The organism is Acidimicrobiales bacterium (assembly GCA_041394265.1).
Classification (GTDB): domain Bacteria; phylum Actinomycetota; class Acidimicrobiia; order Acidimicrobiales; family SZUA-35; genus JBBQUN01.
In genome coordinates this window covers 1,174,087-1,199,764 of sequence record JAWKIO010000005.1, presented here as the reverse complement: position 1 = coordinate 1,199,764, position 25,678 = coordinate 1,174,087, and the positions used below count along the sequence as shown (strand labels likewise).

The following is a 25,678-nucleotide window of genomic DNA, read 5'->3' as shown; positions in this document are numbered from 1 at the left end:
ACGATGGACTACCGACCATCGGACGAACAGCAGATGATCGTCGACACGGTGCGGCGCTTCGTCGCCGACGAGATCGTGCCGCTCGAGGCCGATCTCGATCCCGATGCCGGCGCGCTCGAACCCGAGGATGCCGATCGGCTGGTCGCAAAGACCAAAGCCATGGGGTTCTATGGACTCGACATCCCCGCAGAGTTCGGGGGGCCGGGGCTCGATGTCACCACTCGTGCGCTGATGGCCATCGAGATGAGTCAGCATCGAGCCGGCCTGTACAACCCGTGCTACGGCACGTTCGGCGGTGCCGGCCTGGCTCAGCTCTACGAGGCGACCGACGAGCAGAAGGAGCGCTATCTCTACCCGGCGTTGCGAGGGGAGAAGAAGGGCTGCTTCGCGCTGACCGAGCCATCCGGCGGCAGTGATCCTGCCCGGGCCATCCACACGCGGGCAACGCCCGACGGCGACCAGTGGATCATCAACGGATCCAAGCTCTACATCTCCGGAGCCGACAGGGCCGACTTCGCGCTGGTCTTCGCCCGGACATCAGACGATCCTGGCCGCAACGGTGTCACGGCGTTCATCGTCGATACCGACACGCCGGGTTTCAACGTCGTGCGCGTGGTCCACACGCTGCGCTCGACGCACTACGCCACCGAGATCTCGTTCGACGAGCTGCGGGTGTCGGCCGATCAGGTGCTGGGTGAGGTCAACCGCGGGTTCGCCATCGCCAACGACCGTCTCAGCCGACAACGCATCCCGTACGCGGCGGGCTGTATCGGTGTGGCAGTGAAGGCCCAGGCGATGACCATCGAGTGGGCTCGTCACCGCGAGAGCTTCGGCGGGCCGTTGGCCGAGAAGCAGGCCGTCCAGTGGATGATCGTCGACAATGAGATCGACATCCGGCACGCCCGCTACTGCGTGCTCGAAGCGGCCCAGCGTGCCGACCGGGGCGAGCGATTTCGCACCGAGGCGGCGATGGCCAAGCTGGTCGCCACCGAGGCGTCGGGCCGTGTCATCGATCGGGCCATGCAGATCCACGGCGGCCTCGGTATGACGAAGGATCTGCCGCTCGAACGCTGGTATCGCGAGCTGCGGATCCGGAGGGTGGGGGAGGGGCCGAGCGAGGTCCAGCGCCTGATCATGGCTCGGGAGCTGATCGGCGGCAGCTTCAAGTGAGCCGACCGCTCCCGCTCGAGGGCATCACCGTGCTCGACCTCGGCCAGATCTATCAGGGCCCCTACGCCGGGTTCCTGCTGGCGATGGCGGGGGCTCGCGTGATCAAGGTGGAGCCTCCGGTGGGTGAGGCCTTGCGCGGTCGCGGACCATCGCTTCCGCTCGCGATGCTCAACTCCTGCAAGGAGTCGGTAGTCATCGACCTCAAGCTCGACGACGGGCTGGCGCTCTTCCACCGCCTGGCGAGGGCCGCCGACGTCGTCCTCGTCAACTACGCACCCGGGGTGCCGGAGCGGTTGGGGATCGGCTTCGAACAGCTCTCGGTCGACCACCCTGGATTGATCTACGCCCACGGCTCGGGATTCGGCGTTCGCGATCTCGACGGCGCCGTGACCGACGATGCGGCGCCGGCCATGGACATCACCGTCCAGGCTCACACCGGCGCCATGAGCGTCACCGGCAACGAGGGTGAGCCGCCGCTGAAGTCCGGCGCCGCCTACATCGACTTCCTCGGCGGTGCCCACCTGTACGGGGCCATCACCACCGCCCTCTTCGAGCGGGAGCGAACCGGGTTGGGCCGTTCGGTGGAGACGTCGATGGCCGATGCCGCCTACTTCACGTTGGCTACCGCGCTCAGCCAATGGGCCCAGACGGGCACGACGATGCGAACCGGCAATCGCCACGCCGGTCTCGGACTGTCGCCCTACAACGTGTATCGCTGTGCCGACGGTCATGTTGCGCTGATCGCGGTGACCGACCGGCACTGGCGATCGGTGCTCGACGTGATCGAGCGGTCCGATCTTCGTAGCGACGAGCGCCTTCGGCGACATGCGGGTCGAGCGCAGTCGATGGACGAGGTCGACGACCTGGTGGAGTCGTGGACCTCACAGCGGCGGCGGGCTGATGTGGTGGCCTCCCTCCAGGCCGCCCACGTGCCGGCCGCCGCCGTGCGAATCATCGATGAGGTGGTGAACGACGAGGCCCAGCACCGCCGGCGGGCATTGCAGTGGCTCGATCACCCGGGGATGGGGACGATCCCGCTCCCGCACAGCCCGATCCGGTGGCACGGCAGCGACCTGGTCGAACTCGAGGCCTTCCCCGAGCTCGGTGCCGACAATCGGGCCGTCTTCGGCGAACTCTGCGGACTCGACGATACGGCCATCGCTGCGCTCGACCAGCAGCTGGTCATTCGGCCGAGGCCGCCGTGGTAGGGCCGTATCCAGCGCGACTCGATCAGGTGTTCTCCATGGTGATGGTGAGGTAGGAGTCGGCCTCGGGCTTCCAGGCCTTGGGAAGGAGGCCGACCACGTCACGGCGGAAGTAGGTCCACTCGACCTCGGTGTAGTTCGAGCTGGTGCCGCCAATCTTCTGGGTTTGGATTCCGAACCCGGAAACCTCGGCGTCCTCGGTCAGCAGCACGGTGAGGAGGGCGCCCTCTTCGTCGGACAGGTCCAGTGCGGAGAGCTTTGCGCCGAGCGCCTGTGCGGTTTCCGAGCTGATCTTCATGGCGGTCTCCTTGGTGAGGTGGTGTACCGCTCCTGACGATCCGATCGTCGCCCGGTTACACGAGCTGGTCAGTCGCTCGTTGCCGGCGCCGGACCCTGGGAAGGGTCGAAGCCCGGCCCGTGCGAGGCGGTGACGGCACGAACGTCGATCGGCTCGTCGCACTGATCGCACACGACGACGGCCTGCATGTCGTGATCGCACGAAGTGTGGTGCAGGATCAGCGGCGTGCCCTCGGGCCCGACCAGCCAGCGATCGCCCCACGCGGCCATGGCTGCGAGAATCGGGAAGACATCTCGGCCCTTGTCGGTGAGTCGATATTCCGAACGAGGCGGGTGCTCGGAGTACTCCACTCGTGTCATCAGTCCTTCGTCGACGAGCAGCGTGAGGCGCCGGGTGAGGATGTTGCGGCCGATGCCCAGTTCCTGCTGGAAGTCGTCGAACCGACGGGTACCGAGGCACGCCTGCCGGATCAGCAGCAGATTCCAATGGTCGCCGAGCAGCGCTGCGCTCCTGGCGATGGTGCACGGCCAGTCGGAGGTGTCGGTGCGTTTCACCCCCGCCACTGTAGTCGCCGGGTTGCATCATGGAATCGGGTTGACGTGTCGACGTGGCACCCCTTCCTCCCCTGCTGAAGGTTGTGAAGTCTGAATGACCATGATTAAGGTCTCTTAACATCTATTGTTCAGTCTGATCGAGATGAGAACTCATGCTCGCCAACTTCCTCATCGGCCTTCGCGAGGGTCTCGAAGCTGCCCTCGTCGTCGGCATGCTCGTGGCCTACCTCGTCCGCACCGACCGGCGGTCGGAGCTTGCCCAGGTGTGGCTCGGCGTGGCGCTGGCTGTCGTGGTTGCCCTTGCCGCCGGGGCGGCCTTGACGTTCGGACCCCGCGGGCTCACCTTCGAAGCACAGGAGGCGATCGGCGGCACCCTGTCGATCGTCGCCGTCGGTTTCGTCACGTGGATGATCTTCTGGATGGCAAGGTCGTCCCGCCACTTGCGAGGTGAGCTCGAAGGCCGAATCGACGACGCCGTGGCGGTCGGTGGCCACCAGCTGGCGTTGGTCGCCCTGTTGGCCGTCGGGCGTGAGGGGCTCGAGACGGCGCTCTTCCTCTGGGCCGCTGCGAAGGCAACGGGCTCGTCGACCCAACCGCTCACGGGTGCGGCGCTCGGGCTGGGTGTCGCCATCGCGCTGGGCCTGCTTCTCTACCGGGGTTCCCTGCAGCTCGATCTGGCGAAGTTCTTCCGCTGGACGGGCGGATTCCTGATCCTCATCGCCGCCGGTGTGTTGTCCTACGGCATCCACGACCTCCAGGAGGCCGGCATCCTCCCCGGTCTCGATGCCGTCGCGTTCGACGTGTCCGGCGTGGTTCCGCCGGGTTCGTGGTACGGCACGCTCCTCAAGGGCACGGTGAACTTCTCGCCCCGCACCACCTGGCTCGAGGCCATTGCCTGGATCGCCTACGTGATCCCGGTCTTCGTCGCCTTCGTCATCGCCGTCCGGCCCACGCCGAGACCGGCGACCTCACCGGTCTCCGTCACCCACTCGAATTGATCAGGAGCATCCATGTCCCCATCCCGCACCATCATCGGCGTCGTCGCACTCGCTGCGGTCACCGGTTGTGCATCGAATGACACCACGAGCGCTTCGGGCACGGTGTCGGTTCGTAGTACCGCCGATGCCTGCGAGGTCTCTGCCACGGAGGCACCGAGCGGCAACGTCGTGTTCGAGGTCGAGAACGGCGGGTCCGACGTGACCGAGTTCTACCTCCTCGCCGACGACGGTCTTCGGATCATCGGCGAGGTCGAGAACATCGGTCCCGGCATCACCCGCAACCTCGTGGTCCGGGTCGCTCCGGGCAGCTACGTCACGGCCTGCAAGCCGAACATGACGGGCGACGGCATCCGTGGCGGGTTCACGGTGACCGATTCGGGAGCCGACGGCGTGGCCGACGCGGGCGAGACCGAGGAGTTGATCGCAACGGCCACCGAGCAGTATCGGCTGTACGTGCGGGACCAGGTGTCGCAGCTGGTCGACAAGACCGAGCAATTCGCCGATCTGTATGCCGCCGGAGCCGACGACGAGGCTCGTGCTCTGTATGCCGACGCCCGAACGCACTGGGAGCGGATCGAACCGGTGGCCGAATCGTTCGGGGATCTCGACCCGAAGCTCGACCTGCGCGAGGCCGACCTCGAGCCCGGGCAGGAGTGGACCGGCTGGCACACGATCGAGAAGGACTTGTGGCCGCCCGATGCCGGCTACACGCCACTGAGCGACGACGAACGGAGCGTGCTGTCGGCGCAACTGGTTGCCGACACCGCCGACCTGGCCTCCCGAGTCGAGGAGCTCACCTTCGACGCCACCCAGCTGGGGAATGGGGCGAAGGAACTGCTGGACGAGGTGGCGACCGGCAAGGTGACCGGCGAAGAGGAGATCTGGTCGCACACCGATCTGTGGGACTTCCAGGCGAACGTCGACGGTGCCCGGATTGCGTTCGAGGCGCTCGAGCCGGCGCTGCGAACCAAGGATGATGAACTGGCTGACACACTGGCGACCCGATTCGAGTCGCTGCAGGCGCTGCTCGATCAGCACCGGTCTGGTGGCGGCTTCGTCCTCTACACCGAGTTGTCCGACGCCGAGGTGCGAGACCTGGCGGCGGCGGTACAGGCGCTCGGCGAGCCGCTGGCCGAGCTGACGGCTGCGGTCGTGCTGTGAGTCTGACCCGACGTCGCTTCATCGCCGCCGCCGGCGGCACGGGGGCCGCGGTCGCCCTGGGGGTCGGCGGTTGCAGTCGAGGTGACGCCGCCGCATCGGCGGCAGGTTCGGTCATCGAGTTCCACGGCCGCCACCAGGCGGGCATCGTCACTCCGGCCCAGGACCGCCTTCACTTCGCCGCCTTCGACATCACGACCGACGACCGCAGCGAGCTGATCGCCCTCCTCCAGGACTGGACGAGCGCCGCCGTCGCCATGACGAAAGGGCTCGACGTCGGGGAGTTCGGCGCCATGGACGGTCCCTACCTCGCACCGCCCGAGGACACCGGCGAAGCCTTCGGGTTGGCGGCGGCGAACCTCACGATCACGTTCGGCTTCGGTCCGGGGCTGTTCGCCGACGACGAGCGCGGCGACCGCTTCGGCCTGGCCGACCGCCGCCCCGACGCGCTCCGCTCGCTGCCGCACTTCCCCGGCGACGACCTCGACCCGCAACGAAGCGGTGGTGACCTCTGTGTCCAGGCGTGCGCCGACGACCCGCAGGTGGCCTTCCACGCCGTGCGCAATCTTGCCCGCCTCGGGTTCGGTCGGGTGGCGATGCGCTGGTCACAGCTGGGGTTCGGGCGCACCGCCTCCACATCGAGCGCCCAGGAGACGCCTCGAAACCTGTTCGGCTTCAAGGACGGCACGAACAACGTGAAGGCCGAGGACGACGAACTCCTCGAGCAGTTCGTGTGGGTACAGGCCGATGATTCGGCAGGAGACTGGCTCGCCGATGGCTCGTTCCTGGTGGCTCGCCGTATCAACATGCACATCGAGACCTGGGACCGCACGTCGCTGCAGGAGCAGGAGGCGGTGACCGGTCGCGACAAGAAGGTCGGTGCGCCGCTCTCGGGCGGCGACGAGTTCACCACCCCCGACTTCGAGCGAGCGGGCGCCGACGGTTCACCGTTGATCGGCACCGCCTCGCACGTCCGTCTCGCCCATCCCGACCAGAACGGCGGCAGCCACCTGTTGCGACGCGGCTACAACTTCACCGACGGCTCCACCGCGCTCGGCACGCTCGACGCCGGCCTGTTCTTCCTCGCCTACACCCGAGATCCTGATCGGCACTTCATTCCGATCCAGACCAACCTGGCTCGAAGCGATGCGCTCAACGAGTACCTGGAGCCCACCGGTTCCGCGATCTTCGTGATCCCGCCGGGCATCGGCGAAGGCGAGTACGTTGGTCAGCTACTTTTCGAGCGGTAGCGATTGAACCCCTCGGTCCAGTGGGTCGTGTCCTGGTGGGTGATCAGGAAGAGGTCGTAGTCCGGGTGGTCAGTCGCCCAGTCGAGGGCATCGAGGCCCATCACGAAGATGGCGGTTGCGTACGCATCGGCCATGGTGAGGTCGGGTCCAACAACTGTCGCACTGGCAAGCCCGGTCGTCGGCTGTCCGAGTCGGGGGTCGTAGATGTGTGCTCCCCGCTCGTAGGTGGCAGAGGTGGCGACACCGAGGCGTCCGGCCGCATGGATCACCAGCGCCAGTTCCTGGTCGAGCACCGGATGGCGGATACCGACCTGCCACTCTGCATCTCCACCCTCTGCGCCCGGCGTCGGCCGACCTCGCAGGGCCACGTCGCCACCGGCGTTGACACAGAAGTTGGCCGCCCCGTGTGATTCGAGGATGGCCGCGGCTCGCTCGATCGCCCAACCCTTCACCAGGCCGGACGTCTCGAGCATCGTGCCATTCGGCGCGGGAATGCCGAACGCATCGAAGCAGCCGTTGGTCTCCTCGCTCACCATTTCACAGAGCCGGAGCACCTCCCGGATCTCGTCGCCGGCATCGGCCAACGACAGCTCGCCCCGTCCCATCGCGCTGATGGGCGTGTCGGGGTCGTGCGTGCTGAACACGCCATTCACGTGGTGCAGCCACGCGACGACATCGTCGATCGCCTCGCCGCTGATCTCGTCGCGAACGTCGATGCTGACGGCCATGCCCATGACGATTTCGACATGGTGGCGGCCACCGCGAGCCGAGGTCGGCACGGGCTTCATGGTCGTGAGGAGGTCATGGCGTCAGGCGGTGAGCATTCCGCTGGCCTGGACGGCGTCGATGGCGGACTGCAGGGATCGACGGTAGTCATTCGAGGTGTACGTCGCACCGGACACGGTGTCGACATTGGCGCTCTGGACGCTGAGTGCCTCGGAGTTGAGCTTCGGAACGGCTCGGTTGTTGATGGAGACACTCTTGCGGTCACCATCGGGGGTCTGCAGCGTGGTGACTGAGGTCAGGGTGCCATCGGGATCGAACGTGGCCTGCACCTGCACGATGCCCCAGCGGTTCGAGTAGGCGGCGCCGTTGACCACGATCGGTGTGGTGGCCGGCGGGGTCGAGGTCGTCGGTGTTTGGGTGGTGGAGGGTGCGGCGGGAACAGCAGCCTCAGCTGTTCCCGCCGCTGCGGCGTCGGCAGATGTGGAGGGGGCTGCCGTCACCGGAGAAGGAGTTGCGCTGACCACGCCCGCCGCACCGGCGGCAACGGAGGCGTCAGCAGCAGGGGACATCGACATCGCGTAGGTGAGCCCACCGGTGGTGACCAGGCTCAGCGCCAATGCCGCCTGGCGGGCGCCGGCGGCGGCGTGGCGACGCTTGCGCTTCGGCGGCGGCCCGGCCTGCGAGGTCGACGGGGCCGCCGCCGAAGGCGGACGAGTCGGCTGCCGGGCAGCCGAGCGAGGATCGGAGGTGGCCCGCCGAGCGTTCAGTCGCTCGAGGCGGGCAGCAACAGCGGCGTCGAGGTCGGCGGCGTTGCGGTTGGTGTCGTGCGACTCGGACATGCAGTCAAGTCAAAAGGCCGGACCTCAAGGTGGCGTGAGGACGACCTGAGTGTCAGCTGAGAGTTTCACTCGACGCCATTGGGAGGGACCGAACGGATGCTCTCTCAGCTGCTCAGCTGGCGCTTCTCGGCGAGGAGCGCCACGCGCACCCCGAGGCCGTACACGGCGATGCCGGCCAGAATGGCGACGCCGATCCGGAAGGGAAACCGGCTGCTGTCGCTGCCGGTCTGATAGGCGTGCAACAGGGCGAGGCCGGTGGCGGCGACCGAGGTGAGGTGGAGCCAGCGCCAAAGCTTGCGATTCGCCAGCCTCTTGGGCCAGGTCGTGAACACGGTCAGCGCCATCAAGTACGTGGCGACGACACCCCAGGCGATCGGCCAGGTCTGGCTGGCCTTGCCGGGAACGAAGATGTCGATCAGGGCGATGCCTGAGTCGGACTGGAGGTAGGTGGTGGCGATGTGCAGCGCGGTGAACACCAGCGAGGCCCCTCCCAACCAGTTGTGGAGGTCGAGCCACCACGCCGGCCGCAACCGTCTGCCGGTCGTGCGAGACGAGAACAGGAAACCCCAGAGCAGCGCCAGCACCATCAGCACGGCGGCGACGATCCCGGTCGAGCGGGTCAGGTACCACATGAGTTGGTTCATTCGGTGTCCCCTTCGGTGTGGGTGAGCGAGGCGGCATTGGGCAGCCGAACGCTGATCGTCAATCCCGTCGGCTGATGGTGCGATGCGCTGATCGACCCGCCGTGGGCGGCAACGATGGAGTCGACGATCGAGAGCCCGAGTCCGCTGCCACCGGTCGTTCGGGTGCGGGCATGGTCGACTCGGTAGAAGCGATCGGTCAGCTTGGTGAGCTGCTCGTCGCTCACACCTGGGCCGACGTCGCTGACGCTCAGCAGTGCATCGCTCCCATCGAGCGTGAGCGAGACCGTGCAAGGTGTGCCTGGTGGGGTGTGTGAGCGGACGTTGGCCAGGAGATTGTCGATGACCTGTCGGAGTCGGGTTGCGTCACCGTTCACCGTGATCACGCCGTCGACCGACGGTCGAACGGGGCGGCTGGGGTCGATCGTGCGTGCGGTGTCGACGGCCTGGAAGACCAGCTCGGTGAGGTCGACCGTTGCATGACCCAGCGGCTGGTGCTCGTCGAGGCGGGCCAGGAGCAGGAGGTCTCCCACGAGCGCCGACATTCGATCGGTCTCGCTCCGGATGCCCGCCATCGCTCGCTCGAGATCGGCCGGTCGATCCCGGGCGCCCTGCTCGAACAGCTCGGCGTAGGCGGCCGTGGCGGCGATCGGCGTCCGCAGCTCGTGCGAGGCATCGGCGACGAACTGGCGCATCCTGGCCTCGGAGGCCGTCAGGTCGGCGACGGTCTGCTCCCGCTCGCTGCGAGCGACGTCGAGACGATCGAGCATGGCGTTGAGCGCGGCGGCGAGGCTGCCGACTTCGGTCGAGGCGTCGGCGCCCGGGACCCGGACATCGGCCAGGTCGCTGTCGGTGATGGCGGCAGCCCGCAGCTCGACGGCTCGGAGTGGGCGCAGACCGACGCGCACGAGGATCCAGCTGAGGGCGGCGACGAGCGCGATCGCCACGGCACTCGCAATCAGGAGGACCCCGAGCAGGCGACCTGCCGTCTCGTGTACTTGATGGAGTGACTCGCCGACCACCAGCGTCGTGCCCGTGCTGAGCGGATCGACTCGAACCCGAACGCTGTTGTCGTGACCTTGCGAGATGGTCTGGAACTGGGAGGTGATGTCAACCTGCGTGAGGTCGACGTTGACATCGTCGTCGCCGGCTCGTCGGCCCGCCGAGATGAACAAGGGGGAGTTGTTCTCGTCGAGGATTGCAACGTAGTGGCCCGGCGCGATTTGGGGAATGGCCGACCACGACGCTTCGGTGTTGCTCTCGGCGAGGAGTTCGATCGGTGGATGGGCGCGATCGAGCGAATCGTCGACCTGGCGGAGCTGCGAGCGATTGAACACCAGATAGGTGGTGGCATCGACGATGGCCAGGCCGACCAGGACGGCGATCGTCGTGGCGATGAGGAGCCGTAGCCGCAGGGTCACGGGTGCTCGCGCAGGACGTAGCCGACGAGTCGAACGGTGTGGATCAGCGGTGGTCCGTACTCGTTGAGCTTCTTGCGCAGGTAGCTGACGTAGGTCTCGCAGATGTTGGAGTCACCGTCGAAGTCGTAGTGCCACACGTGATCGAGGATCTGTGCCTTCGACAACACTCGGCCGGGGTTCGTCATGAAGTATTCGAGCACGCTGAACTCGGTGGCGGTCAGGTCGATGACGTTCCCTCCTCGCCGGAGTAGGTGGCCGTCGACGTCGAGCTCGAGATCGGCGAATCGGAGGACGTTCTGCTCGGCTTCCGGGGTGGCACCGGATCGCCGCAGGATGGCCTTCACCCGCATGATCAGCTCGGCGAGCGAGAACGGCTTCGTGAGGTAGTCGTCGGCGCCGGCATCGAATCCGGCGGCCTTGTCCTCGAGCGAGTCCTTCGCCGTCAGGAACAGGATCGGTGTGGTCACACCGCCGGAGCGAAGGCGTCGAGCGATCTCGAAGCCGTCGAGATCGGGAAGCATCACATCGAGCACGATCAGTGCGAAGTCACCTTCGAGGGAGGCGGTCAGTCCTGCCCGGCCGGTACGGGCCTCGGTGACGTCGAACCCCTCGTAGGAGAGCGCCATCGAGACGGCGTCGACCAGCGAGGGTTCGTCATCGACGACGAGGATGCGCGTTGCGGTGGCCATGATTTGATTGTGACAGGCCGTGTGTTCGCTGCGGGTGTTTCGGGTGCTGTTCTACGTATGTCCTCAGCCGGCACTCAGCGGGGGCACAGATTTGGGCCTGGTTCCATCTCGAGTGGAGGACAAGTTGTGGTCCTGGTTGATCATTCGGCCGAGTCACGGCCATATCGTGCGGTTCGAGGCCTTCCTGCCGGCTGACCCAGATCGAGCACAGGGCGGGAAGCAGCAAGCATGAGTAGTGCAAGTCCGTCGGTCTCCCAACGAGCACTCACGCTCGGAGCACTCGGCGTGGTCTTCGGCGACATCGGGACGAGTCCCCTCTACGCCCTGCGTGAATCGTTGGCGGGCGACGTCGACCTGGCAATCGACGATGCAAACGTCCTCGGGGTCCTGTCCCTCATGCTCTGGTCCCTCCTGATCGTGGTGACCCTGAAGTACCTCGTGATCGTGCTGCGGGCCGACAACCACGGCGAAGGCGGCATTCTCGCGCTCGCCACGCTCGTGGTGGGGGAGCGCTCCAGCAAGTCCGCCCTGCTGCTGCTCGGTCTCGTCGGCACCGCCCTGCTGTACGGCGACGGCATGATCACGCCGGCCATCTCGGTGCTCTCGGCGGTCGAAGGTGTCCAAGTTGTTGCCCCGTCGGTCGATCACTGGATCGTCCCCATCGTGGCGGTGATCCTGATCGGCCTGTTCTCGATCCAGCGACGGGGCACCGCGACGATCGGCCGACTGTTCGGCCCCATCATGGTCGTATGGTTCGGCGTCCTTGCCCTGCTCGGCGTCGCCGAGATCCTGCGCTCGCCGTCGGTGCTGCGAGCCGTGAGCCCCACCTATGCCCTCGGGTTCTTCGCCCACAACGGACTGCGTGGGTACCTCGTGCTCGGCGCCGTCTTCCTCGTGGTCACGGGTGGTGAGGCGCTGTACGCCGACATGGGGCACTTCGGCCGTGAACCGATCCGCACCGCCTGGTTCTGGATCGTGATGCCGGCGCTGGTGCTCAACTACTTCGGGCAGGGCGCTCGACTGCTCAAGAACCCGGCGGCGATCGAAAGCCCGTTTTTCCTGCTCGCACCGGACTGGGCGCACTGGCCGCTCACTGTGCTTGCGACCGTGGCCACCGTGATTGCCTCGCAGGCGCTGATCTCGGGTGCGTTCTCGTTGACCGCGCAGGCGATCAACCTGGAATACCTGCCGCGTATGCGAGTCGTCCAGACCTCGGCCGAGCACCGTGGGCAGGTGTATGTGCCGGCCATTAACTGGTTCCTCCTGTTCGCCTGCCTGGGTCTGGTCTTCTCGTTCCAGTCGTCGGCCCGCCTGGCGGCGGCCTATGGCGTTGCGGTCACGCTGACCATGGTGATCACCACCATCCTCGTCGGCGTCTATGCCAAACAATCGTGGGGTTGGAGCACGGCCAAGGTGCTCGCCGTCCTGCTCCCACTCGGAATCATCGACCTGGCCTTCACCGGTGCCAATATCTTCAAGATTCCGGCTGGAGGTTGGTTCCCGCTGCTCATCGGAACGGCCGGATTCATCAGCTTCACCACCTGGCGTACCGGACGGCGGCTGGTGGGAGAACAACTGTTCACGTCGGCCAAGACCACCGCGGGACTTCTTGCCGGTTTCGCCAATGACGAGCCGGCCCGTCATCCCGGCACCGGTGTCTACCTGCACCGCACAGCGGGGCGGGTCCCTCCGGTGCTCCTCACCAACCTTCGCTACAACGATTCGCTGCACGAGCGAGTGGTCTTCGTATCGATTGCCATCGACGACCGCCCCGAGGTCCCCGAAACCGACCGTTTCTCGGTGATCACCCATCCGTTCGGGGTCTACGAGGTGCAGCTCCGCTACGGGTTCGTGGAGCAACCGCAGGTCGATCGTGACCTGGTCGCCGGCTTGCGTCTCGACGGTGCCAAGCTCGACCCGGAGACCACGATCTACTTCCTGGGTCGCGAGCGAATCGAATACGCCGACCGGCCGGGCATGGCCAGCTGGCGGGACCGTCTCTTCGCCATCATGAGCCGCAATGCCAGCGACCCGTCGGCCTATTTCGGTCTCCCGCACGATCGATCGATCGACATCGGCACCCACGTCGCCATTTGAGGCCATCCCCCATCGATGGGGGGAGGCTCGGGGGACATCCCCGATTCCTGTTTACGGGGCCGTTTCTAAGGTGTTGTTCACTAGCAAGAGCGAACAGCACCCAGCAACGCACACCCCGGAGGGAAACCGAAAATGTCAGAGATCAACGATGTCCTCGAGTCCATCATGCACAAGGTCCTCGGCAACGAGACCGAAGCGATCATGTACTCGGAGGACCCGCACGCCTACCTCGTCGACCACGGCGTCAACGACTACGACCTCTCGTCGGTCGACCTGGGCGACACCGTCGCCGGTGTCGCCAACGAGCTGAACTTCAGCCCGCAGGTCACCCAGACGCTGGTCGAGATGCCGGCCCCGGCCCCGATGGCCGTGCCGGCCGGGGCCTCGGCCCCCGGCGGCGCCTCCGCTGCTCCGACCTCGCACCACGCGGCACCTGCGCCGACGATGGAGACGATCGAGCACACGCTCAACACCTATGTTGCACAGGTCTACGAGACCAACGAGTACATCTCGCAGAACCTCGCCGAGGTCGACAACGCCCGCCACTTCGACCTCGACGTCGAGGGTGAGGTACACGGCGACCTCGAACTCACCGACGAGTCGGTCAACGTGAGCGCTCTCGGGGACCACTCGGCTGCCGCAGGCGGCGACCAGACCGGCGTGGCCACCGGCGACGCCGCCGTTGCCGCCGGTGACGACATCAAGAACTCGAACATTGCCACCGGCGAGGATTCCGTGGCGTTCGACGGAGCGAACAACGGCGTGGTCAACACCGGCATGAACTCGGGCATCCTGGCCGACGGCGATGCCAACGGCGCCGTGGTCGGCGACCACAACACCGTGAACAACGTCCATGGCTACGGCAACACGATCGGCGACGGCAACGTCGACTCCGACATCGACGTCTGGGGCGACGCCGTGATCGGCGACGGGAACCAGACCATCCAGAACTCGGACGATGTCAACGCCGCCTTCGGGTCAGGCGACGTGGTCGACCTCGAGCACGCCGACATCGGGGGCCACGGCGACACCCAGTTGGCCTTCGGCGGTGGCAGCAACGCCAACATGGACAACGACACCTACATCGACAACTCGGTCAACGAATCGTTCAACGATCAGAGCGCCGAAGCGACCTTCGTCCAGGACAACTCGGTCAACGATTCCTACAACGAAGAACTCGATGTCGATGTCGAGGTCGACACCACCATCGAGGACTCGTTCCAGCAGGACAACTCGATCGAGGACAGCTACGACGTCGAGGACTCCTACAACGAGGACTTCGAACAGGACATCGACGCCGATCACTCCGATCTCGACCACATCGAGATCGAGGACTGACCCTCGGTCTGTCGGCACCCATCCATCGATGCGACACCCCCGGGCCATCCCGGGGGTGTCGCGCGTCGGCATGCCCGATCGGATCGTGCGAAGCTTCGGTCATGGACACCCCGGTGCAACGAGTCGACGCCGATCGGCTCTGGTCTCGGTTGATGGCGATGGCCGAGATCGGCGCGACGCCGGCCGGTGGCTCGAACCGGCAGGCGTTGTCCGACGACGATGCAGCCGGCCGTGAGCTCTTCGTCGGTTGGGCCCGGGAAGCCGGGTGCACGGTGGCCATGGACCGAATCGGGAACCTGTTCGTCCGTCGGCCCGGTCGTGATCCCGAACTCCCCCCGGTGATGACAGGCAGCCATCTCGACACCCAGCCGACCGGCGGCCGATTCGACGGTGTCTATGGCGTCCTCGGCGGTTTGGAGGTGATCGAGCGTCTCAACGATCTCGGTATCGTCACCCGCCATCCGATCGAGGTCGTCGTGTGGACCAACGAGGAGGGATCCCGCTTCCCCCGGTCGATGATGGGTTCCGGCGTGTGGGCCGGCCAGGCCAATCTCGAAGCGACCTACGCGCTCTGCGATCTCGACGGCATCTCGGTCGGCGACGAACTCGAGCGCCTCGGCTGGGTGGGTGAGCTCCCGGCCGCCCCTCGGCCGCTCGCTGCCTACCTCGAACTGCACATCGAGCAGGGTCCGATTCTCGAAACCGAAGGTGTCGAGATCGGTGTCGTGACCGGTGTGCAGGGGCTGCGGTGGTACAACGTCACGATCCACGGGTTCCCGTCACACGCCGGTCCGACCCCGATGCAGGTCCGGCGTGACCCGGCGAAGGCGATCGCCCGCCTCGTCGCCGACGTCTACGCCGCCGTCGACGATGCCGGTCCTGCGGCCCGGGCCACGTTCGCCATGTTCCGGTCGGAGCCGTCGTCGCCGAACACCGTGCCCGAACGGTTGCAGTGCACCCTCGACCTTCGCCACCCCGACCGGGCGGTGCTCGACGAGCTCGAATCGAGGATGCGCACCATCGCTCGGCGAGTAGCCGATGAGTGCGGTGTCACCGTCGACATCGACCTCGGCAACGATTCGCCGCCGGTGGTTTTCGATGCCGACTGCGTCACTGCGGTCGACACCGCTGCCGAAGCGCTGGCATTGAGCCGTCGCTCGATGGTGAGCGGCGCCGGCCACGACGCCTGTTACGTCGCGGGTGTCGCTCCCACGGCGATGATCTTCGTTCCCTGCGAAGGTGGCCTGTCGCACAACGAAGCCGAGGCGATCACGCAGGAACAAGCCGAGCACGGGGCGTCAGTACTCCTCGGTGCCATCTGCGCCATCGCCGAGGTGGTCGAGCCCTAGGTTTCGGCACCCGCAGACGGCTCATTCGTCGGCATCGACCGCTGCAGCCCACGTCGCTTCGTCGACGACCTGAAGGCCCTCGGCGATGGCCTCGACGTCGTACGCAGCAGGGGCAGAGATCCAGATCGTCTGGCCGGGCGACTCGGTCCACGCCAGCGTGGTGCCGGTGAGTCCCGCTGGCGAGGAGTGGCGGCCGAGGACGCCGCGATGGCCGCGAACCTCGACGGTTTCGTAGCTGGCGTTCGTGCCGCCGAGACCGAACACGAAGCCGTCGGCCTGCGTTGGGTGCGAGAGCACGGCGACCGAAACCAGATTCTGGGACAGCGGTCGGAGCTGGTTCAGTGTGGAGCGGACCTTCGTGGCGTCGAGACGATCGACCCTGGCCAGGACCTCGAAGCCCTCGTCCGGGGCGAAGGACAGCTGTCCATCGACGACGCCGATGTTCCGCGCCAGGAGCTCGCTGAGTTCGGGTCGCTCCGGGCGGATCCAGATCCAGCGACCGTCATCGGTTGGCCGGGCGAAGTCCGTGCGTTGGTTCTCTGGAACCTCGGCCGGGAAGACCACGGCGACGCCGCCGATGGTTGTCTCTGTCGTCGCCGTGCCAAAGGGAGGAAGGTCGACGAGCCGGACGCTCGAGACGTCTTGGAAGCCGGTCGACGTGGCCGTGCCCACCATGACGAGCGACCCGGCCTGCCCACCGGGCCAGTCCCAGGCATCGCTCGCATCGGTCACCACGGGCTGATCGCCCTCGAGCGCTGACGGCACGACGAAGAGCGGCTCATCAGCGGTTGGCAGTTCCTCGGCCGTCGGTTCGGTGGTGGTGGCGTCGATCGCGCCCGGGTCGGTGACGATGGTCGATTGCCCATCGCTCGCCAACCAGGCGAGCCCGATCACGGCGGCACCAATGCTGGCGGCAACCAGCAGCCGTGAGGCCCATCGGCTCGACGATGGCGCAGTCTTGAAAAGGGGCGGCTCGGCTGGCCGCTGGCAGTTGAGCTCGGTCCCGAGCTCGCCTTCGAGCCATGCGCCGTAGCGCTCGAGCTGTTGGATGACGTCGAGTTCAGTTGACATCGTCGATCACTTCCAGGGAGGTCTGCAGGTGGGACAGCGCTCGTTGCAGGTGCGTTCGTACGGTCTGCGGTGTGATCTCGAGGAGCTCGGCGACCTCGACCTGGGGCCATCCGTAGGCATGGACCAGCACCACACAGATCCGCTGGTGCTCGGTCAGTTCGTTGAGCGCAGGAACGAGGCGGGGCTCGACGTCGGGGAGCCGATCGGCAGGAGGCGCCGGTAGGAGGCCCTGCGGACGGCGCAGCTTGGCCGCGGCGGTCTGGCCCACTCGGTACATGTAGCCGGCGGGGTTTCCCATCGCTTCGAGACGATCCCAGTTCTCCCAGCCATAGGCCATTGCCTCGGCCGCCGCATCCATCCCGACCTCGGGGCCGTAGGCGGCAACCAAGGCAGCGCGCACTCGTCGCGCCGACGTTGCCGCAAACTCCTCGAAGGTCATGCCCAATGAGAGTCTGCGACCGACCGAAACAGCGACATGTTTCGAAGAAAAGTTGGTTCGGGACCGGGTCAGTGTCGACCCACCGTGCACTCGTGAGCGCTACCTTGCGCCGATGACCGAAGCACGCCTGCAGGTCGTCCTCGTCGGTGGGACCGGTTTCCTCGGCCGAGGGCTGCGGGAGCGGCTGACGGGTGCTGGGCACGCGGTGACCGTCATCGGCCGTGGGCTGACTCATGATCATGACCGGTGGACCCACGTGCAATGGGACGCCGCAAACCTCGGTGACTGGGTGCGGGCCTTGGATGGCGCCGATGCCGTGGTCCACCTGGTCGGCAAGCGTGTCGATTGTCGTCCGACCCGGTCCAACATCGATGAGCTGATCGCTTCGCGGGTCGACTCGGTCCACCTCGTTGGCGAGGCCATCGCCGGGCTCGATCGTCCGCCGACAACGTGGGTGCAACTGTCGTCGTTGGCCATCTTCGGCGATGGCGGCGACGCCGTGATCGACGAGTCGACCGAGGTGCCGACCACTGGTCCGCGACAGCAGGTCGAGGTGTGTCGCCGCTGGGAAGCGGCGTTCGCCGAGGCGTCGGTCGGCGTCGAGCGCACCGTGCTCCTGCGCCCGGGGATCGCGATCGGCGGGGCCGACGACCCGGCGTCGCGGCAGCTCGCGCTCCTGGCCCGCTTCGGCCTGGGTGGGAAGGTCGGTAGCGGTGATCAGTGGGTGTCGTGGGTCGGGGCTGAGGATCTGTTCGATGTGCTGCTTCGCGCGGTCATCGACCCGACGATGCACGGCGTGTACCACGTCACCTCGCCGAACCCGGTCCGGAACCGGGAGCTGATGGCGGCGTATCGTCGTGCCGTCGGTCGTTCCTTCGGGCTGCCCAGTCCGTCCTTGGTCGCCACGATCGGCGCCTGGCTGCTCGGGTCCGACCCCGGTCTCGCCCTGACCGGTCGCCGTTGCGTCCCGACGCGTCTCCTGGCCGAGGGGCAGCAGTTCGCCGTGACCGATCTCGACGAAGCGGTGAGCCGTGCCGTTCGTGCCGCTCGGTGAGACCGAAACTGTATGCGGACTCCAGTAACTTGCTAGCGTGCGAGCACTGACCACCGTTCGCCGACCCGGAGACACCGTCCCATGTTCGACCTTCAGCAGATCTACCACAGCGGACTCCGGGTGGCCGACGTCGACCGGGCCATGGCCGAACTCGGCCCGGCACTGGGTGTGACGTGGGCTCGGGTGCAATACAGCGACAACCGGACTGTGTGGACGCCTGAGCGCGGTCTCGAACAGGTCGAGCTCACCTTTGTCTACTCCTGCGAAGGTCCGCAGCACGTCGAGCTGCTCCAGGGCGGCTCCGTGTGGGACGCCGGCGACGCACCTGGTCTCCACCACCTCGGTGTCTGGTCCGACGACGTGGGCGCCGACGTCGAGCGGTTCCTTGCTGCCGGGTGGACCGTGGCTGCAGCTGCGACCGCACCCGAGGACGGCTTCGGCAGCTTCGCCTACGTCGCCCCGCCGTCAGGACTGATCATCGAGCTGGTGGCGAGCGCAGCCAAGCCCCGGTTCGACACCTGGTTCGCCGGCGGCTCGCTTGGCAGCGACCGAGACGTCACGCCGACGGATTGAACACCTCGTCGGGCTCGGCGTCGTCGCCGACCATGCTCGGATAGAGCCGGCGGAAGTCGGCCAGGAGCTCGTCGAGCGGGAGGTCGTCGTAGGAGCCCCGCTGGGCGACGTACTCCATGTAGCGATTCCCGCTTCCGTCGTAGGGGTGCATCAGGGCGTCGTCGGTGCCGTCGAATTCGAGCACACCAACGCCGAGCCGCTCGCAAAGGCTGGCGTTGAACGCCGAGCTCACCTTGAACCAGCGATCGTCGAGCAGGAGCTCGCTGTAGCCGTGCCAATAGAAGATGTCGGTGCCCATGCGTGCGGTGAGCTTCTCGCTCGACAGATGGTTGCGAACGTCGGCGAAGCCGAGTCGGGCGGGTATGCCGACCTGGCGAGCTGCGGCGGTGAGCAACACCGACTTCGGTACGCACCAGCTCGACGATGCCTGAGCGATCGTGCTGGCCCGATAATCCTCGGGGTCGGTGACCATCGAATAGGGGTCGTACCGCAGCCGGTCACGAACGGCGTGGAAGAGTGCTGTTGCCAGCGCTCGTGGTGTCGCCGATCGATCGATGCCCTCGGCGGCGAGTGCCTCGTCGACGAAGGTCGTGACGGCCTCGCTGTCGTGGTCGAGGAACCAGGTGGATTCGATGAGTGCAGACACGGACGTTCCTTTCGACGACTCGACGCTACAACGCCCACCCCGACCCGCAGGAATCGTCGTGCGCTCGCTCAGAGTTCCTCGACGCTCCAGGTGGACGGCTCGACGAGTTGCCCGAGGTGCACGTGGAGTCGTAGGTGCTCACCAGCTCGGACCTCGCGATCGAGCCGATAGAGCCGATTGCCCCAGCTGGTGATCGGCTCGAGAGGGGAGGTCGACATGACGGTCTCGTCGTCGAACACCGCCTCGAACCAGACGCACGCACCATCGACGATCGCATCGGAGGGAGCGACACGGTCAACGACGTGATCGATGGGGATCGACGCCGCCGACTCGAGGGTGGCGAGGTCGAACTCGATGATCGGCTGACACGCCGCCAACGACGCGGCGACCGAGCCGGGGCGAGCCCACAGCTGATCAGTGCGGCCGGTGTCGAAGCGGGCCGCTGTGGGAGAAGACTCCATCGCCGAGAGGTCGATGCCATCCGGCAGCTCGATGTTCCAGAACCGCCGCACCCGCATCGATTCGTGCAGGAGGACCGGTTCGACGAAGAGGCGGAAGCGGCTGGGCAGCATGCGTCCCCCGGGGCGGAGCACCCGCCTGCGAAGGTCGAGCAAGTTCTCGAGCATGTTCTCGTTGAAGAGCTCGTCACCCATCTGCTCGTGGATCACGACGTCGATCGGCTCGGGCGGGGTGAACTCGCGGCTGTTGGCCTTCACGAATTCGATGTTGGTGAAGCCGTTGTGGCGGGCGATCTCGCGAGCGACGTCGATGAAGTCGGAGTGCTCGACGGCATACACCTTCTTTGCGCCGGCTCGGCTCGCCATGAACGACAACAAGCCGGTGCCGGCGCCGAGGTCGAGCACGACGTCGCCGGCATCGATGTTGCGATGCAGACCACGGTGATACGCATCGACCCGGATGCGGTCGCTCAACATCTCTTCGTGTTCGGAGAGCCCGGCGAAGTTCGTCTCGTTCACCAGGTCGTAGACGATGTTCATCATCCGGTCGTTCGACGCGATTCGGTTGGCGCCGAATCGCAACGCAGATCGCACCGCTCGTGTGGCTGCCTGCTGCGGTCGCGTGGTCATGGCCAGCAGGCTGTCGTCATGGTCAGCAGGCTAGGGCTTCCCGATCGGGACGTGGCCGCTCGCGCCGAGTACGGTGCGGGCGTTCACATCAACCCTTTCGAGGAGACACCTCTGATGACCATCCAGATCGGCGATTCCATTCCTTCGGCCACGCTCCACGAGGGCAACCCGGGCAACCAGGTCGACCCCGCCGAGATCCTCGGCAAGGGCAAGGTGCTGGTCTTCGCCGTTCCCGGCGCCTTCACCCCCGGCTGCTCCAACACCCACCTGCCGGGCTACGTCAACGACTTCGACGCCATCAAGGCCAAGGGTGTCGACACCATTGCCTGCATCTCGGTCAACGACGCCTTCGTGATGAACGCCTGGGGTGAGGCCCACGAGGCTGGCGGCAAGATCCGCATGCTCGCCGATCCCGGTGCCGAGTTCACCCAGGCTGTCGGCCTCGGTGTCGATGCCGCAGCGCTCGGCGGTGTCCGCTCCAAGCGTTACGCCATGGTGCTGGAAGACGGCAAGGTGACCCAGCTCGAGGTCGAGCCCGACGGTTTCGGGCTCACCTGCTCGCTGTCGGAGTCGATCATCGACAAGCTCTGATCGGTCGATTGGGCCCTCCCTCACCCCGGCGATAGGGTCGCCGCGAACCCGGGTGAGGGAGGAGTCCACATGATCTTGAACGACGACCATCAGGCATTTCGAGCCATGGTCCGCCAGTACGTTCAGAACGAGATCGATCCTCGCATCGACGAGTGGGAAGCGGCCGAGATGATGCCGCTCCACGACATCTTCGCCGACATGGCGAAGCTCGGAATGATCGGTCTCGAATACGACCCGGCCTTCGGCGGACAGGGTGCCGACCACGTGTTCACCATGATCCTCGCCGAGGAGTTCGGTCGGTGCGGCCACGGTGCGCTGCCGATGGCACTTGGCGTGCAGGTCGACATGGCGACGCCGTCGCTCGCCCGTTTCGGCACCGACGAGCTGAAGACGCAGTACCTCGCCCCGGCCATGCGTGGCGAGATGGTGGCGTCGATCGCCGTCAGCGAACCCGACCACGGGTCCGACGTCGCCGGGATCCGCACCCGTGCCGTGCGCGATGGCGACGAGTGGATCATCAACGGCTCGAAGATGTGGATCACCAACTCGGTGCAGGCCGACTGGTTGTGTGTCCTGGCCCGCACCTCCGACGACGGCGGCTATTCGGGAATGAGCCAGATCATCGTTCCCACCACGACCCCCGGATTCAGTGTGTCCAAGAAGCTCGACAAGCTCGGGATGCGTGCTTCCGACACGGCGTTGTTGAGCTTCGACGACTGCCGAGTACCGGTGGCGAACACGATCGGCGAGATCGGCAAGGGATTCCAGCAGCAGATGGCCCAGTTCGTGGTCGAACGCATGTGGGCCGCCTACTCGGTGGTGGGGGCCTGTGAGGCGGCCATCGAGCGCACCGTCGGCTACCTCCGCGAGCGTCACGTGTTCGGCGAGCCGCTCCTGGCCAAGCAGTACATCCAGTTCAAGCTGGCCGAGCTAAACGCCGAGATCGACCTGCTCCGCAGCTACAACCGCTCGATCGCCGAGGCCTATCAGGCCGGTGAGGACACGACCCGCCAGGCAACGATCGCCAAGCTGACCGCCGGTCGGCTCATCCGTCGAGTGGCGGATGAGTGCCTCCAGTTCCATGGCGGGATCGGGTACGTCGAGGAAACCTGGACCGCCCGCTTCTTCCGCGACAACCGGCTCACCAGCATCGGGGGCGGGGCCGACGAGGTCATGCTCCAAGTATTGGCGCGGATGGACGGCCTCACGGCCTGACGGCGACCGATGGGCAATCGGCCCGACCCGCTCGGCGGGCGGTCAGCGCAAGGTGTAGGTGAGAACGGCATTCCCGGCCGACGTCACCTGATGGTCGACGAGCGACAGGCGGGTCAGCGGAACGCTGTCGTCGAACAGTCGGCGGCCTTCATTCGTGACCGCCGGGTGGATCGTGAGCATGAGCCTGTCGACCACACCGCCGAGGAACAGACCTCGAACGGTCTCGATGCCGCCGCCGACCACGATGCCTCCTTCGTCGTCGGACTCCTTCAATGCTGCGACATAGGCGACGGGATCGCCGGTGACCAGCGTCGAGTTCCAACCCAGGTCACCCTCGAGCGTCGAGGAGACGACATGTTTGCGCAGCGGGTTGATGAAGTCGGCGAACGGGTCACCTTCGATCGACGGCCAGAACGCCGACCACTCCTGCCACAGTGTGCGGCCGAGGATCATGTCGGTCACGCCGGCGATGGCCCTGCCCATCATCTCGCCTTCCTCAGGACCGAACGCGTCGAACTGGAACAGGTTCGGACTCTCGTTGACGCCATTCAACGAGGAGAACAGGTGAGCGGTGACAGGACGGGACATGGGTGCTCTCGATCGGTGGGTGGTGGGTGAGTCGGTCCGTCGAAGCTAGACGGAGGTCAGACGTCGGCGCGGGGCACTGACGATGCAGAACACACCGTAGGCAATCAGGCCGAGCGCCACGACGGCGACGAGTGCCGTGCCGAGCGGGGAGCCGGCCACCCGACGCAGCGCACCGTCGAGCCCGACAGCATCGTCAGGGTCGAACTGCATCGCGGCCCGGGTGAGAAACGAGCCGATCAACGCGACCATCAGCCCCCGCCCGAGCCATCCGACTCGGCCCATGTTGACCAGGGCGTGGTGGCTCAACGGGCCGACACTCCCGGGAGCGAGATCGGACTCGAAGGTCGCGTTCCAGGCCTTGTAGAGGTAGTAGCCACCGAGGCCGACGACGCCGAGGCCGATGGCGAAGATCAGGAACCGTCCTCCGGTCGCGTCGAGTACGCGGCGGGTGTAGGTCTCCACGCGCGAGCCATTCGAGCCGTCGCTGGTCCCCGGCCGTAGCGCGATCGACAACGCCGTCCAACCGAGGGCGACGTAACTGACCGCTCCGAGCAAACTGCCGAGCCGGGACACCCAGGCGTGCGCGTCATTGTCGGCCGGCAGCACGAGAGAGACGAGCTTCCAGATGGCGTAGAGCGCCAGTCCGATGGCGATGGCGATCAGGAGCGCTGCGCCCGCCGGCTGTTCGGCGATGGTGGCGATCGCTCCCGACTTGCTGGCTTCCTCACCCTGACCGGTCGTGGTGCCGGCGGACTGCCCGGCGATGGTGAACGCCAACGCGCCCATGAGGGCGTACACGACACCGTTCGCCGCCCAGCCGACGCGGCCCAACTGGACCAAGCGGGGATGTTCACGGGCGAATTCCTGCGCCCGTTCGCTTCCGACATCATCGTTCGAGGCGGACTGATCGAAGAGGGTCGTCATGGCGGCGGGCTACCCCGTCGCTTGGTCGGACAAACGCGCTCGACCTCGACGGCGCTCGGTGAGCTCAGAGCGAGATGTCGTCGACCACCACGAGCGCTGGGCCGTCGTCCTCGTCGTCAGTGGACTGCTCGATGATGACCCCGACGTCGTCGCCCCGGTACCGCACGAGCACCATGTTGTTGGCGAAGTGGGGTCCAGCGATCATGTCGATCGGCACGGCGCTCGGCCGGCGCCGCGTGAGCCGCCGCAGGGCCGCACCGATGCGGGCGCCGGCGGTCGTCAGCGTGAAACGCATCACCCCCCGCTCCGGAGGGATCAGCGCGTTGCGGATGGGTGAGCTGACGACTTGGTACACCCGACTGGCCGATCCGCCGATCGCGACGCGCGCCACATAACTGAAGTGGATGTCTCCGGACGCGACGACCGTCGATGAGGGGGCGTCGCTGCCGCCGGTGATTCGTTCGATCAGCTGGGCGAATTCGGTGTAGGAGTCGCCGAAGGCCGACCAGTCCTCGAGGTCCAGTGACCGACGAATCTTCTCCCCCCAACCGATGGCGTAGCGAGACCAAGCACCTTCGCAGACTCGTTCGTTCCAGACCATGAGATCGTGGAGCCCTGGAGCAATGAAGACCGGCAGTGTGGTGGCGAGGACGACGTGACGGGTCGGTTCGAGCGCCTCGTCGCAAATCCACTGCCACTCACCCTCGTTCACCATCCGCCTCGTCGAGCCATCGAGCACTCGTGCATGGCGACCGTCGACGACGACGACCTTCACCTCGCCGATGTGGCGGCTGAAGCTGAACTGGTAGGTCGTCGGATCATCGTTGACCGATCGTGCCCACGACTCGAGGAGCTGTGACGCCTCGTTCGCCTCGACGAGTCGGTCGAGCAGGCCGTCGGCGCGGATCTGCTCGGGCGACTGGTTCCCCAGGTGTTGGTAGATCCAGTAGGACATGACCGAACCGACCGCGTGGGCCTCCCACCACGACTCGCCGGACATCTCCGTCACCCAGGACGCCGAGATGTTCCAGTCGTCGATCACGTCGTGATCGTCGAAGATCATGAGGGTCGGTACGACCGAGAAGAGCCAGCGCTCGAAGGTCGGCGACCAGGCTTCGTGGTACAGCCAGCAGTACTCGTCGAAGTCGGCGACCAGCGACGGTGGCAGCTCGTCCGCGTCGGGTCGCGTCGCCTCGATTCGCTCCTTGGTCGACGGAGAGGAGTCGTCGGCGTAGATCTGGTCGCCGACGAGCAGCATGGCGACCGGCCACTTCTCCGGCGGGTCGTAGACCATCCGCTTTGCGTGCGCCCGCATGGTGTCGATGCCGCGGCCACGATCGTCGAAGGCGAGTTCGAGCGTGTACGGCTTCTCGTGGGGTGCGGCGGCTCGGCACGATCCGATCAACAGGTCGACGTCCCCGTGACCGAGGGTGCGGATGACGCTCGGCGGAAGTTCGCTGTCGGGTTGCGGCCACACGAGGTCGTCGTCGAAGCGCACCTCGTAGGGAATGACCGATGCCGGCTCGAGGCCCTCGATGATGACCAGCGCGAAGTGTCGCCCACGCACGCTGAAGGTGGAGGCCCGATGGCCGAGCACCTCGACGGTCCCGGGTCGAGAGGTCTCGACCCACACGGTGGCGGAGGTGGTGCTGACGTAACGCAGCATCGGCCCCAACACCAGGGGAGCGGTCGTGAACCCGGCATCGCCTTCGACGGTCTCCATCGACGGCAACGTAGCCAGTCATCGCTCACCGGG

26 protein-coding genes are annotated in these 25,678 nt (G+C 66.4%); 12 read left to right on the top strand and 14 right to left on the bottom strand.

Annotated features, from left to right (window positions below; all coding sequences use genetic code 11):
• The first annotated feature begins 3 nt into the window (after window positions 1-3).
• Together R2733_05770 and R2733_05765 are read left to right on the top strand one after the other, a co-directional pair.
• Window positions 4-1,170 (top strand): acyl-CoA dehydrogenase family protein, encoded by a 1,167-nt coding sequence (locus R2733_05770; GenBank protein ID MEZ5376004.1) that lies wholly within the window; start codon window positions 4-6, stop codon window positions 1,168-1,170.
• Complete coding sequence (locus R2733_05765) at window positions 1,167-2,378, top strand: CoA transferase (GenBank protein ID MEZ5376003.1); 1,212 nt, start codon at window positions 1,167-1,169, stop codon at window positions 2,376-2,378. Before R2733_05770 ends, R2733_05765 begins: the two co-directional genes overlap by 4 nt.
• Window positions 2,379-2,400: 22 nt before the next feature.
• Here R2733_05765 and R2733_05760 read toward each other — a convergent pair whose 3' ends face one another.
• A complete protein-coding gene (locus tag R2733_05760) occupies window positions 2,401-2,673 on the bottom strand; it encodes a hypothetical protein (GenBank protein ID MEZ5376002.1) in 273 nt (90 codons plus the stop codon).
• Between the two features lie 68 nt (window positions 2,674-2,741).
• Window positions 2,742-3,227, bottom strand: a complete 486-nt coding sequence (locus R2733_05755; GenBank protein ID MEZ5376001.1) for a helix-turn-helix domain-containing protein — start codon at window positions 3,225-3,227, stop codon at window positions 2,742-2,744.
• Window positions 3,228-3,379: 152 nt separating this feature from the next.
• On the opposite strand from R2733_05755, the gene efeU reads away from it, so the two are divergent.
• From efeU to efeB, 3 genes are read left to right on the top strand one after another with little or no spacing between them, the layout of a single operon-like run.
• Window positions 3,380-4,225 (top strand): iron uptake transporter permease EfeU, encoded by an 846-nt coding sequence (gene efeU / locus R2733_05750; protein MEZ5376000.1) that lies wholly within the window; start codon window positions 3,380-3,382, stop codon window positions 4,223-4,225.
• Between the two features lie 12 nt (window positions 4,226-4,237).
• Window positions 4,238-5,386, top strand: coding sequence for an iron uptake system protein EfeO (efeO, locus tag R2733_05745; GenBank protein ID MEZ5375999.1), 1,149 nt, complete (start codon window positions 4,238-4,240; stop codon window positions 5,384-5,386).
• Window positions 5,383-6,633, top strand: a complete 1,251-nt coding sequence (efeB, locus tag R2733_05740) for an iron uptake transporter deferrochelatase/peroxidase subunit (GenBank protein MEZ5375998.1) — start codon at window positions 5,383-5,385, stop codon at window positions 6,631-6,633. The genes efeO and efeB overlap by 4 nt, the downstream gene beginning before the upstream one ends.
• Here efeB and R2733_05735 read toward each other — a convergent pair.
• The 5 genes from R2733_05735 to R2733_05715 form a co-directional block, all read right to left on the bottom strand.
• A complete protein-coding gene (locus R2733_05735; protein MEZ5375997.1) occupies window positions 6,612-7,412 on the bottom strand; it encodes an FAD:protein FMN transferase in 801 nt (266 codons plus the stop codon). The genes efeB and R2733_05735 overlap by 22 nt on opposite strands.
• A gap of 30 nt (window positions 7,413-7,442) precedes the next feature.
• On the bottom strand, window positions 7,443-8,198 hold the full coding sequence (locus tag R2733_05730) for an FMN-binding protein (protein MEZ5375996.1): 756 nt from the start codon (window positions 8,196-8,198) through the stop codon (window positions 7,443-7,445).
• 104 nt (window positions 8,199-8,302) lie between these two features.
• Window positions 8,303-8,842: a ferric reductase-like transmembrane domain-containing protein gene (locus R2733_05725; protein MEZ5375995.1), complete on the bottom strand. Its 540-nt coding sequence runs from the start codon at window positions 8,840-8,842 to the stop codon at window positions 8,303-8,305.
• Window positions 8,839-10,260, bottom strand: a complete 1,422-nt coding sequence (locus R2733_05720) for an ATP-binding protein (protein ID MEZ5375994.1) — start codon at window positions 10,258-10,260, stop codon at window positions 8,839-8,841. Before R2733_05720 ends, R2733_05725 begins: the two co-directional genes overlap by 4 nt.
• Window positions 10,257-10,949, bottom strand: a complete 693-nt coding sequence (locus tag R2733_05715; GenBank protein MEZ5375993.1) for a response regulator transcription factor — start codon at window positions 10,947-10,949, stop codon at window positions 10,257-10,259. Before R2733_05715 ends, R2733_05720 begins: the two co-directional genes overlap by 4 nt.
• A 228-nt stretch (window positions 10,950-11,177) precedes the next feature.
• On the opposite strand from R2733_05715, the gene R2733_05710 reads away from it, so the two are divergent.
• From R2733_05710 to R2733_05700, 3 genes are all read left to right on the top strand, one after another.
• Window positions 11,178-13,046, top strand: a complete 1,869-nt coding sequence (locus tag R2733_05710) for a potassium transporter Kup (GenBank protein ID MEZ5375992.1) — start codon at window positions 11,178-11,180, stop codon at window positions 13,044-13,046.
• A gap of 132 nt (window positions 13,047-13,178) precedes the next feature.
• Complete coding sequence (locus tag R2733_05705; protein ID MEZ5375991.1) at window positions 13,179-14,384, top strand: hypothetical protein; 1,206 nt, start codon at window positions 13,179-13,181, stop codon at window positions 14,382-14,384.
• 101 nt (window positions 14,385-14,485) lie between these two features.
• Window positions 14,486-15,733, top strand: a complete 1,248-nt coding sequence (locus R2733_05700; GenBank protein ID MEZ5375990.1) for a Zn-dependent hydrolase — start codon at window positions 14,486-14,488, stop codon at window positions 15,731-15,733.
• A gap of 21 nt (window positions 15,734-15,754) precedes the next feature.
• On the opposite strand, the gene R2733_05695 is transcribed toward R2733_05700, so the two are convergent.
• The gene (locus R2733_05695) at window positions 15,755-16,804 is read right to left on the bottom strand and encodes a hypothetical protein (GenBank protein ID MEZ5375989.1); all 1,050 of its coding nucleotides are present in this window, start codon (window positions 16,802-16,804) and stop codon (window positions 15,755-15,757) included.
• Window positions 16,794-17,243, bottom strand: a complete 450-nt coding sequence (locus R2733_05690; GenBank protein MEZ5375988.1) for a sigma factor-like helix-turn-helix DNA-binding protein — start codon at window positions 17,241-17,243, stop codon at window positions 16,794-16,796. The genes R2733_05695 and R2733_05690 overlap by 11 nt, the downstream gene beginning before the upstream one ends.
• Window positions 17,244-17,355: 112 nt before the next feature.
• Here R2733_05690 and R2733_05685 point away from each other — a divergent pair, with 112 nt between their 5' ends.
• Window positions 17,356-18,297, top strand: coding sequence for an NAD-dependent epimerase/dehydratase family protein (locus R2733_05685; protein MEZ5375987.1), 942 nt, complete (start codon window positions 17,356-17,358; stop codon window positions 18,295-18,297).
• An 81-nt stretch (window positions 18,298-18,378) separates the two neighbouring features.
• Complete coding sequence (locus R2733_05680; protein MEZ5375986.1) at window positions 18,379-18,870, top strand: VOC family protein; 492 nt, start codon at window positions 18,379-18,381, stop codon at window positions 18,868-18,870.
• On the opposite strand, the gene R2733_05675 is transcribed toward R2733_05680, so the two are convergent.
• Both R2733_05675 and R2733_05670 read right to left on the bottom strand, forming a co-directional pair.
• The gene (locus R2733_05675) at window positions 18,854-19,516 is read right to left on the bottom strand and encodes a transglutaminase family protein (GenBank protein ID MEZ5375985.1); all 663 of its coding nucleotides are present in this window, start codon (window positions 19,514-19,516) and stop codon (window positions 18,854-18,856) included. The genes R2733_05680 and R2733_05675 overlap by 17 nt on opposite strands.
• A 68-nt stretch (window positions 19,517-19,584) precedes the next feature.
• Window positions 19,585-20,604 carry a methyltransferase domain-containing protein gene (locus R2733_05670; protein MEZ5375984.1) on the bottom strand — a complete coding sequence of 340 codons (1,020 nt, stop codon included), beginning with the start codon at window positions 20,602-20,604 and terminating at the stop codon, window positions 19,585-19,587.
• A gap of 114 nt (window positions 20,605-20,718) precedes the next feature.
• On the opposite strand from R2733_05670, the gene R2733_05665 reads away from it, so the two are divergent.
• Both R2733_05665 and R2733_05660 read left to right on the top strand, forming a co-directional pair.
• Window positions 20,719-21,195 (top strand): peroxiredoxin, encoded by a 477-nt coding sequence (locus tag R2733_05665; protein ID MEZ5375983.1) that lies wholly within the window; start codon window positions 20,719-20,721, stop codon window positions 21,193-21,195.
• A 69-nt stretch (window positions 21,196-21,264) separates the two neighbouring features.
• Window positions 21,265-22,410 carry an acyl-CoA dehydrogenase family protein gene (locus tag R2733_05660; protein MEZ5375982.1) on the top strand — a complete coding sequence of 382 codons (1,146 nt, stop codon included), beginning with the start codon at window positions 21,265-21,267 and terminating at the stop codon, window positions 22,408-22,410.
• A gap of 42 nt (window positions 22,411-22,452) precedes the next feature.
• Here R2733_05660 and R2733_05655 read toward each other — a convergent pair whose 3' ends face one another.
• The 3 genes from R2733_05655 to R2733_05645 all read right to left on the bottom strand — a co-directional run bounded on the left by R2733_05655 (window position 22,453) and on the right by R2733_05645 (window position 25,645).
• Complete coding sequence (locus R2733_05655) at window positions 22,453-22,998, bottom strand: dihydrofolate reductase family protein (protein MEZ5375981.1); 546 nt, start codon at window positions 22,996-22,998, stop codon at window positions 22,453-22,455.
• 45 nt (window positions 22,999-23,043) lie between these two features.
• A complete protein-coding gene (locus R2733_05650; protein ID MEZ5375980.1) occupies window positions 23,044-23,922 on the bottom strand; it encodes a DUF1206 domain-containing protein in 879 nt (292 codons plus the stop codon).
• A 64-nt stretch (window positions 23,923-23,986) separates the two neighbouring features.
• Complete coding sequence (locus R2733_05645; protein MEZ5375979.1) at window positions 23,987-25,645, bottom strand: alkaline phosphatase D family protein; 1,659 nt, start codon at window positions 25,643-25,645, stop codon at window positions 23,987-23,989.
• Window positions 25,646-25,678: the final 33 nt, after the last annotated feature.

Coding starts and splice junctions, on each gene's coding strand:
- R2733_05665 (MEZ5375983.1), top strand. CDS start 20,719: ATGACCATCCAGATCGGCGATTCCATTCCTTCGGCCACGCTCCACGAG.
- R2733_05660 (MEZ5375982.1), top strand. CDS start 21,265: ATGATCTTGAACGACGACCATCAGGCATTTCGAGCCATGGTCCGCCAG.
- R2733_05710 (MEZ5375992.1), top strand. CDS start 11,178: ATGAGTAGTGCAAGTCCGTCGGTCTCCCAACGAGCACTCACGCTCGGA.
- R2733_05700 (MEZ5375990.1), top strand. CDS start 14,486: ATGGACACCCCGGTGCAACGAGTCGACGCCGATCGGCTCTGGTCTCGG.
- R2733_05690 (MEZ5375988.1), bottom strand. CDS start 17,243: ATGACCTTCGAGGAGTTTGCGGCAACGTCGGCGCGACGAGTGCGCGCT.
- R2733_05655 (MEZ5375981.1), bottom strand. CDS start 22,998: ATGTCCCGTCCTGTCACCGCTCACCTGTTCTCCTCGTTGAATGGCGTC.
- R2733_05725 (MEZ5375995.1), bottom strand. CDS start 8,842: ATGAACCAACTCATGTGGTACCTGACCCGCTCGACCGGGATCGTCGCC.
- R2733_05705 (MEZ5375991.1), top strand. CDS start 13,179: ATGTCAGAGATCAACGATGTCCTCGAGTCCATCATGCACAAGGTCCTC.
- R2733_05645 (MEZ5375979.1), bottom strand. CDS start 25,645: ATGGAGACCGTCGAAGGCGATGCCGGGTTCACGACCGCTCCCCTGGTG.
- efeU (MEZ5376000.1), top strand. CDS start 3,380: ATGCTCGCCAACTTCCTCATCGGCCTTCGCGAGGGTCTCGAAGCTGCC.
- R2733_05695 (MEZ5375989.1), bottom strand. CDS start 16,804: ATGTCAACTGAACTCGACGTCATCCAACAGCTCGAGCGCTACGGCGCA.
- R2733_05685 (MEZ5375987.1), top strand. CDS start 17,356: ATGACCGAAGCACGCCTGCAGGTCGTCCTCGTCGGTGGGACCGGTTTC.
- R2733_05760 (MEZ5376002.1), bottom strand. CDS start 2,673: ATGAAGATCAGCTCGGAAACCGCACAGGCGCTCGGCGCAAAGCTCTCC.
- R2733_05670 (MEZ5375984.1), bottom strand. CDS start 20,604: ATGACCACGCGACCGCAGCAGGCAGCCACACGAGCGGTGCGATCTGCG.
- R2733_05770 (MEZ5376004.1), top strand. CDS start 4: ATGGACTACCGACCATCGGACGAACAGCAGATGATCGTCGACACGGTG.
- R2733_05680 (MEZ5375986.1), top strand. CDS start 18,379: ATGTTCGACCTTCAGCAGATCTACCACAGCGGACTCCGGGTGGCCGAC.
- R2733_05715 (MEZ5375993.1), bottom strand. CDS start 10,949: ATGGCCACCGCAACGCGCATCCTCGTCGTCGATGACGAACCCTCGCTG.
- efeO (MEZ5375999.1), top strand. CDS start 4,238: ATGTCCCCATCCCGCACCATCATCGGCGTCGTCGCACTCGCTGCGGTC.
- R2733_05730 (MEZ5375996.1), bottom strand. CDS start 8,198: ATGTCCGAGTCGCACGACACCAACCGCAACGCCGCCGACCTCGACGCC.
- R2733_05650 (MEZ5375980.1), bottom strand. CDS start 23,922: ATGACGACCCTCTTCGATCAGTCCGCCTCGAACGATGATGTCGGAAGC.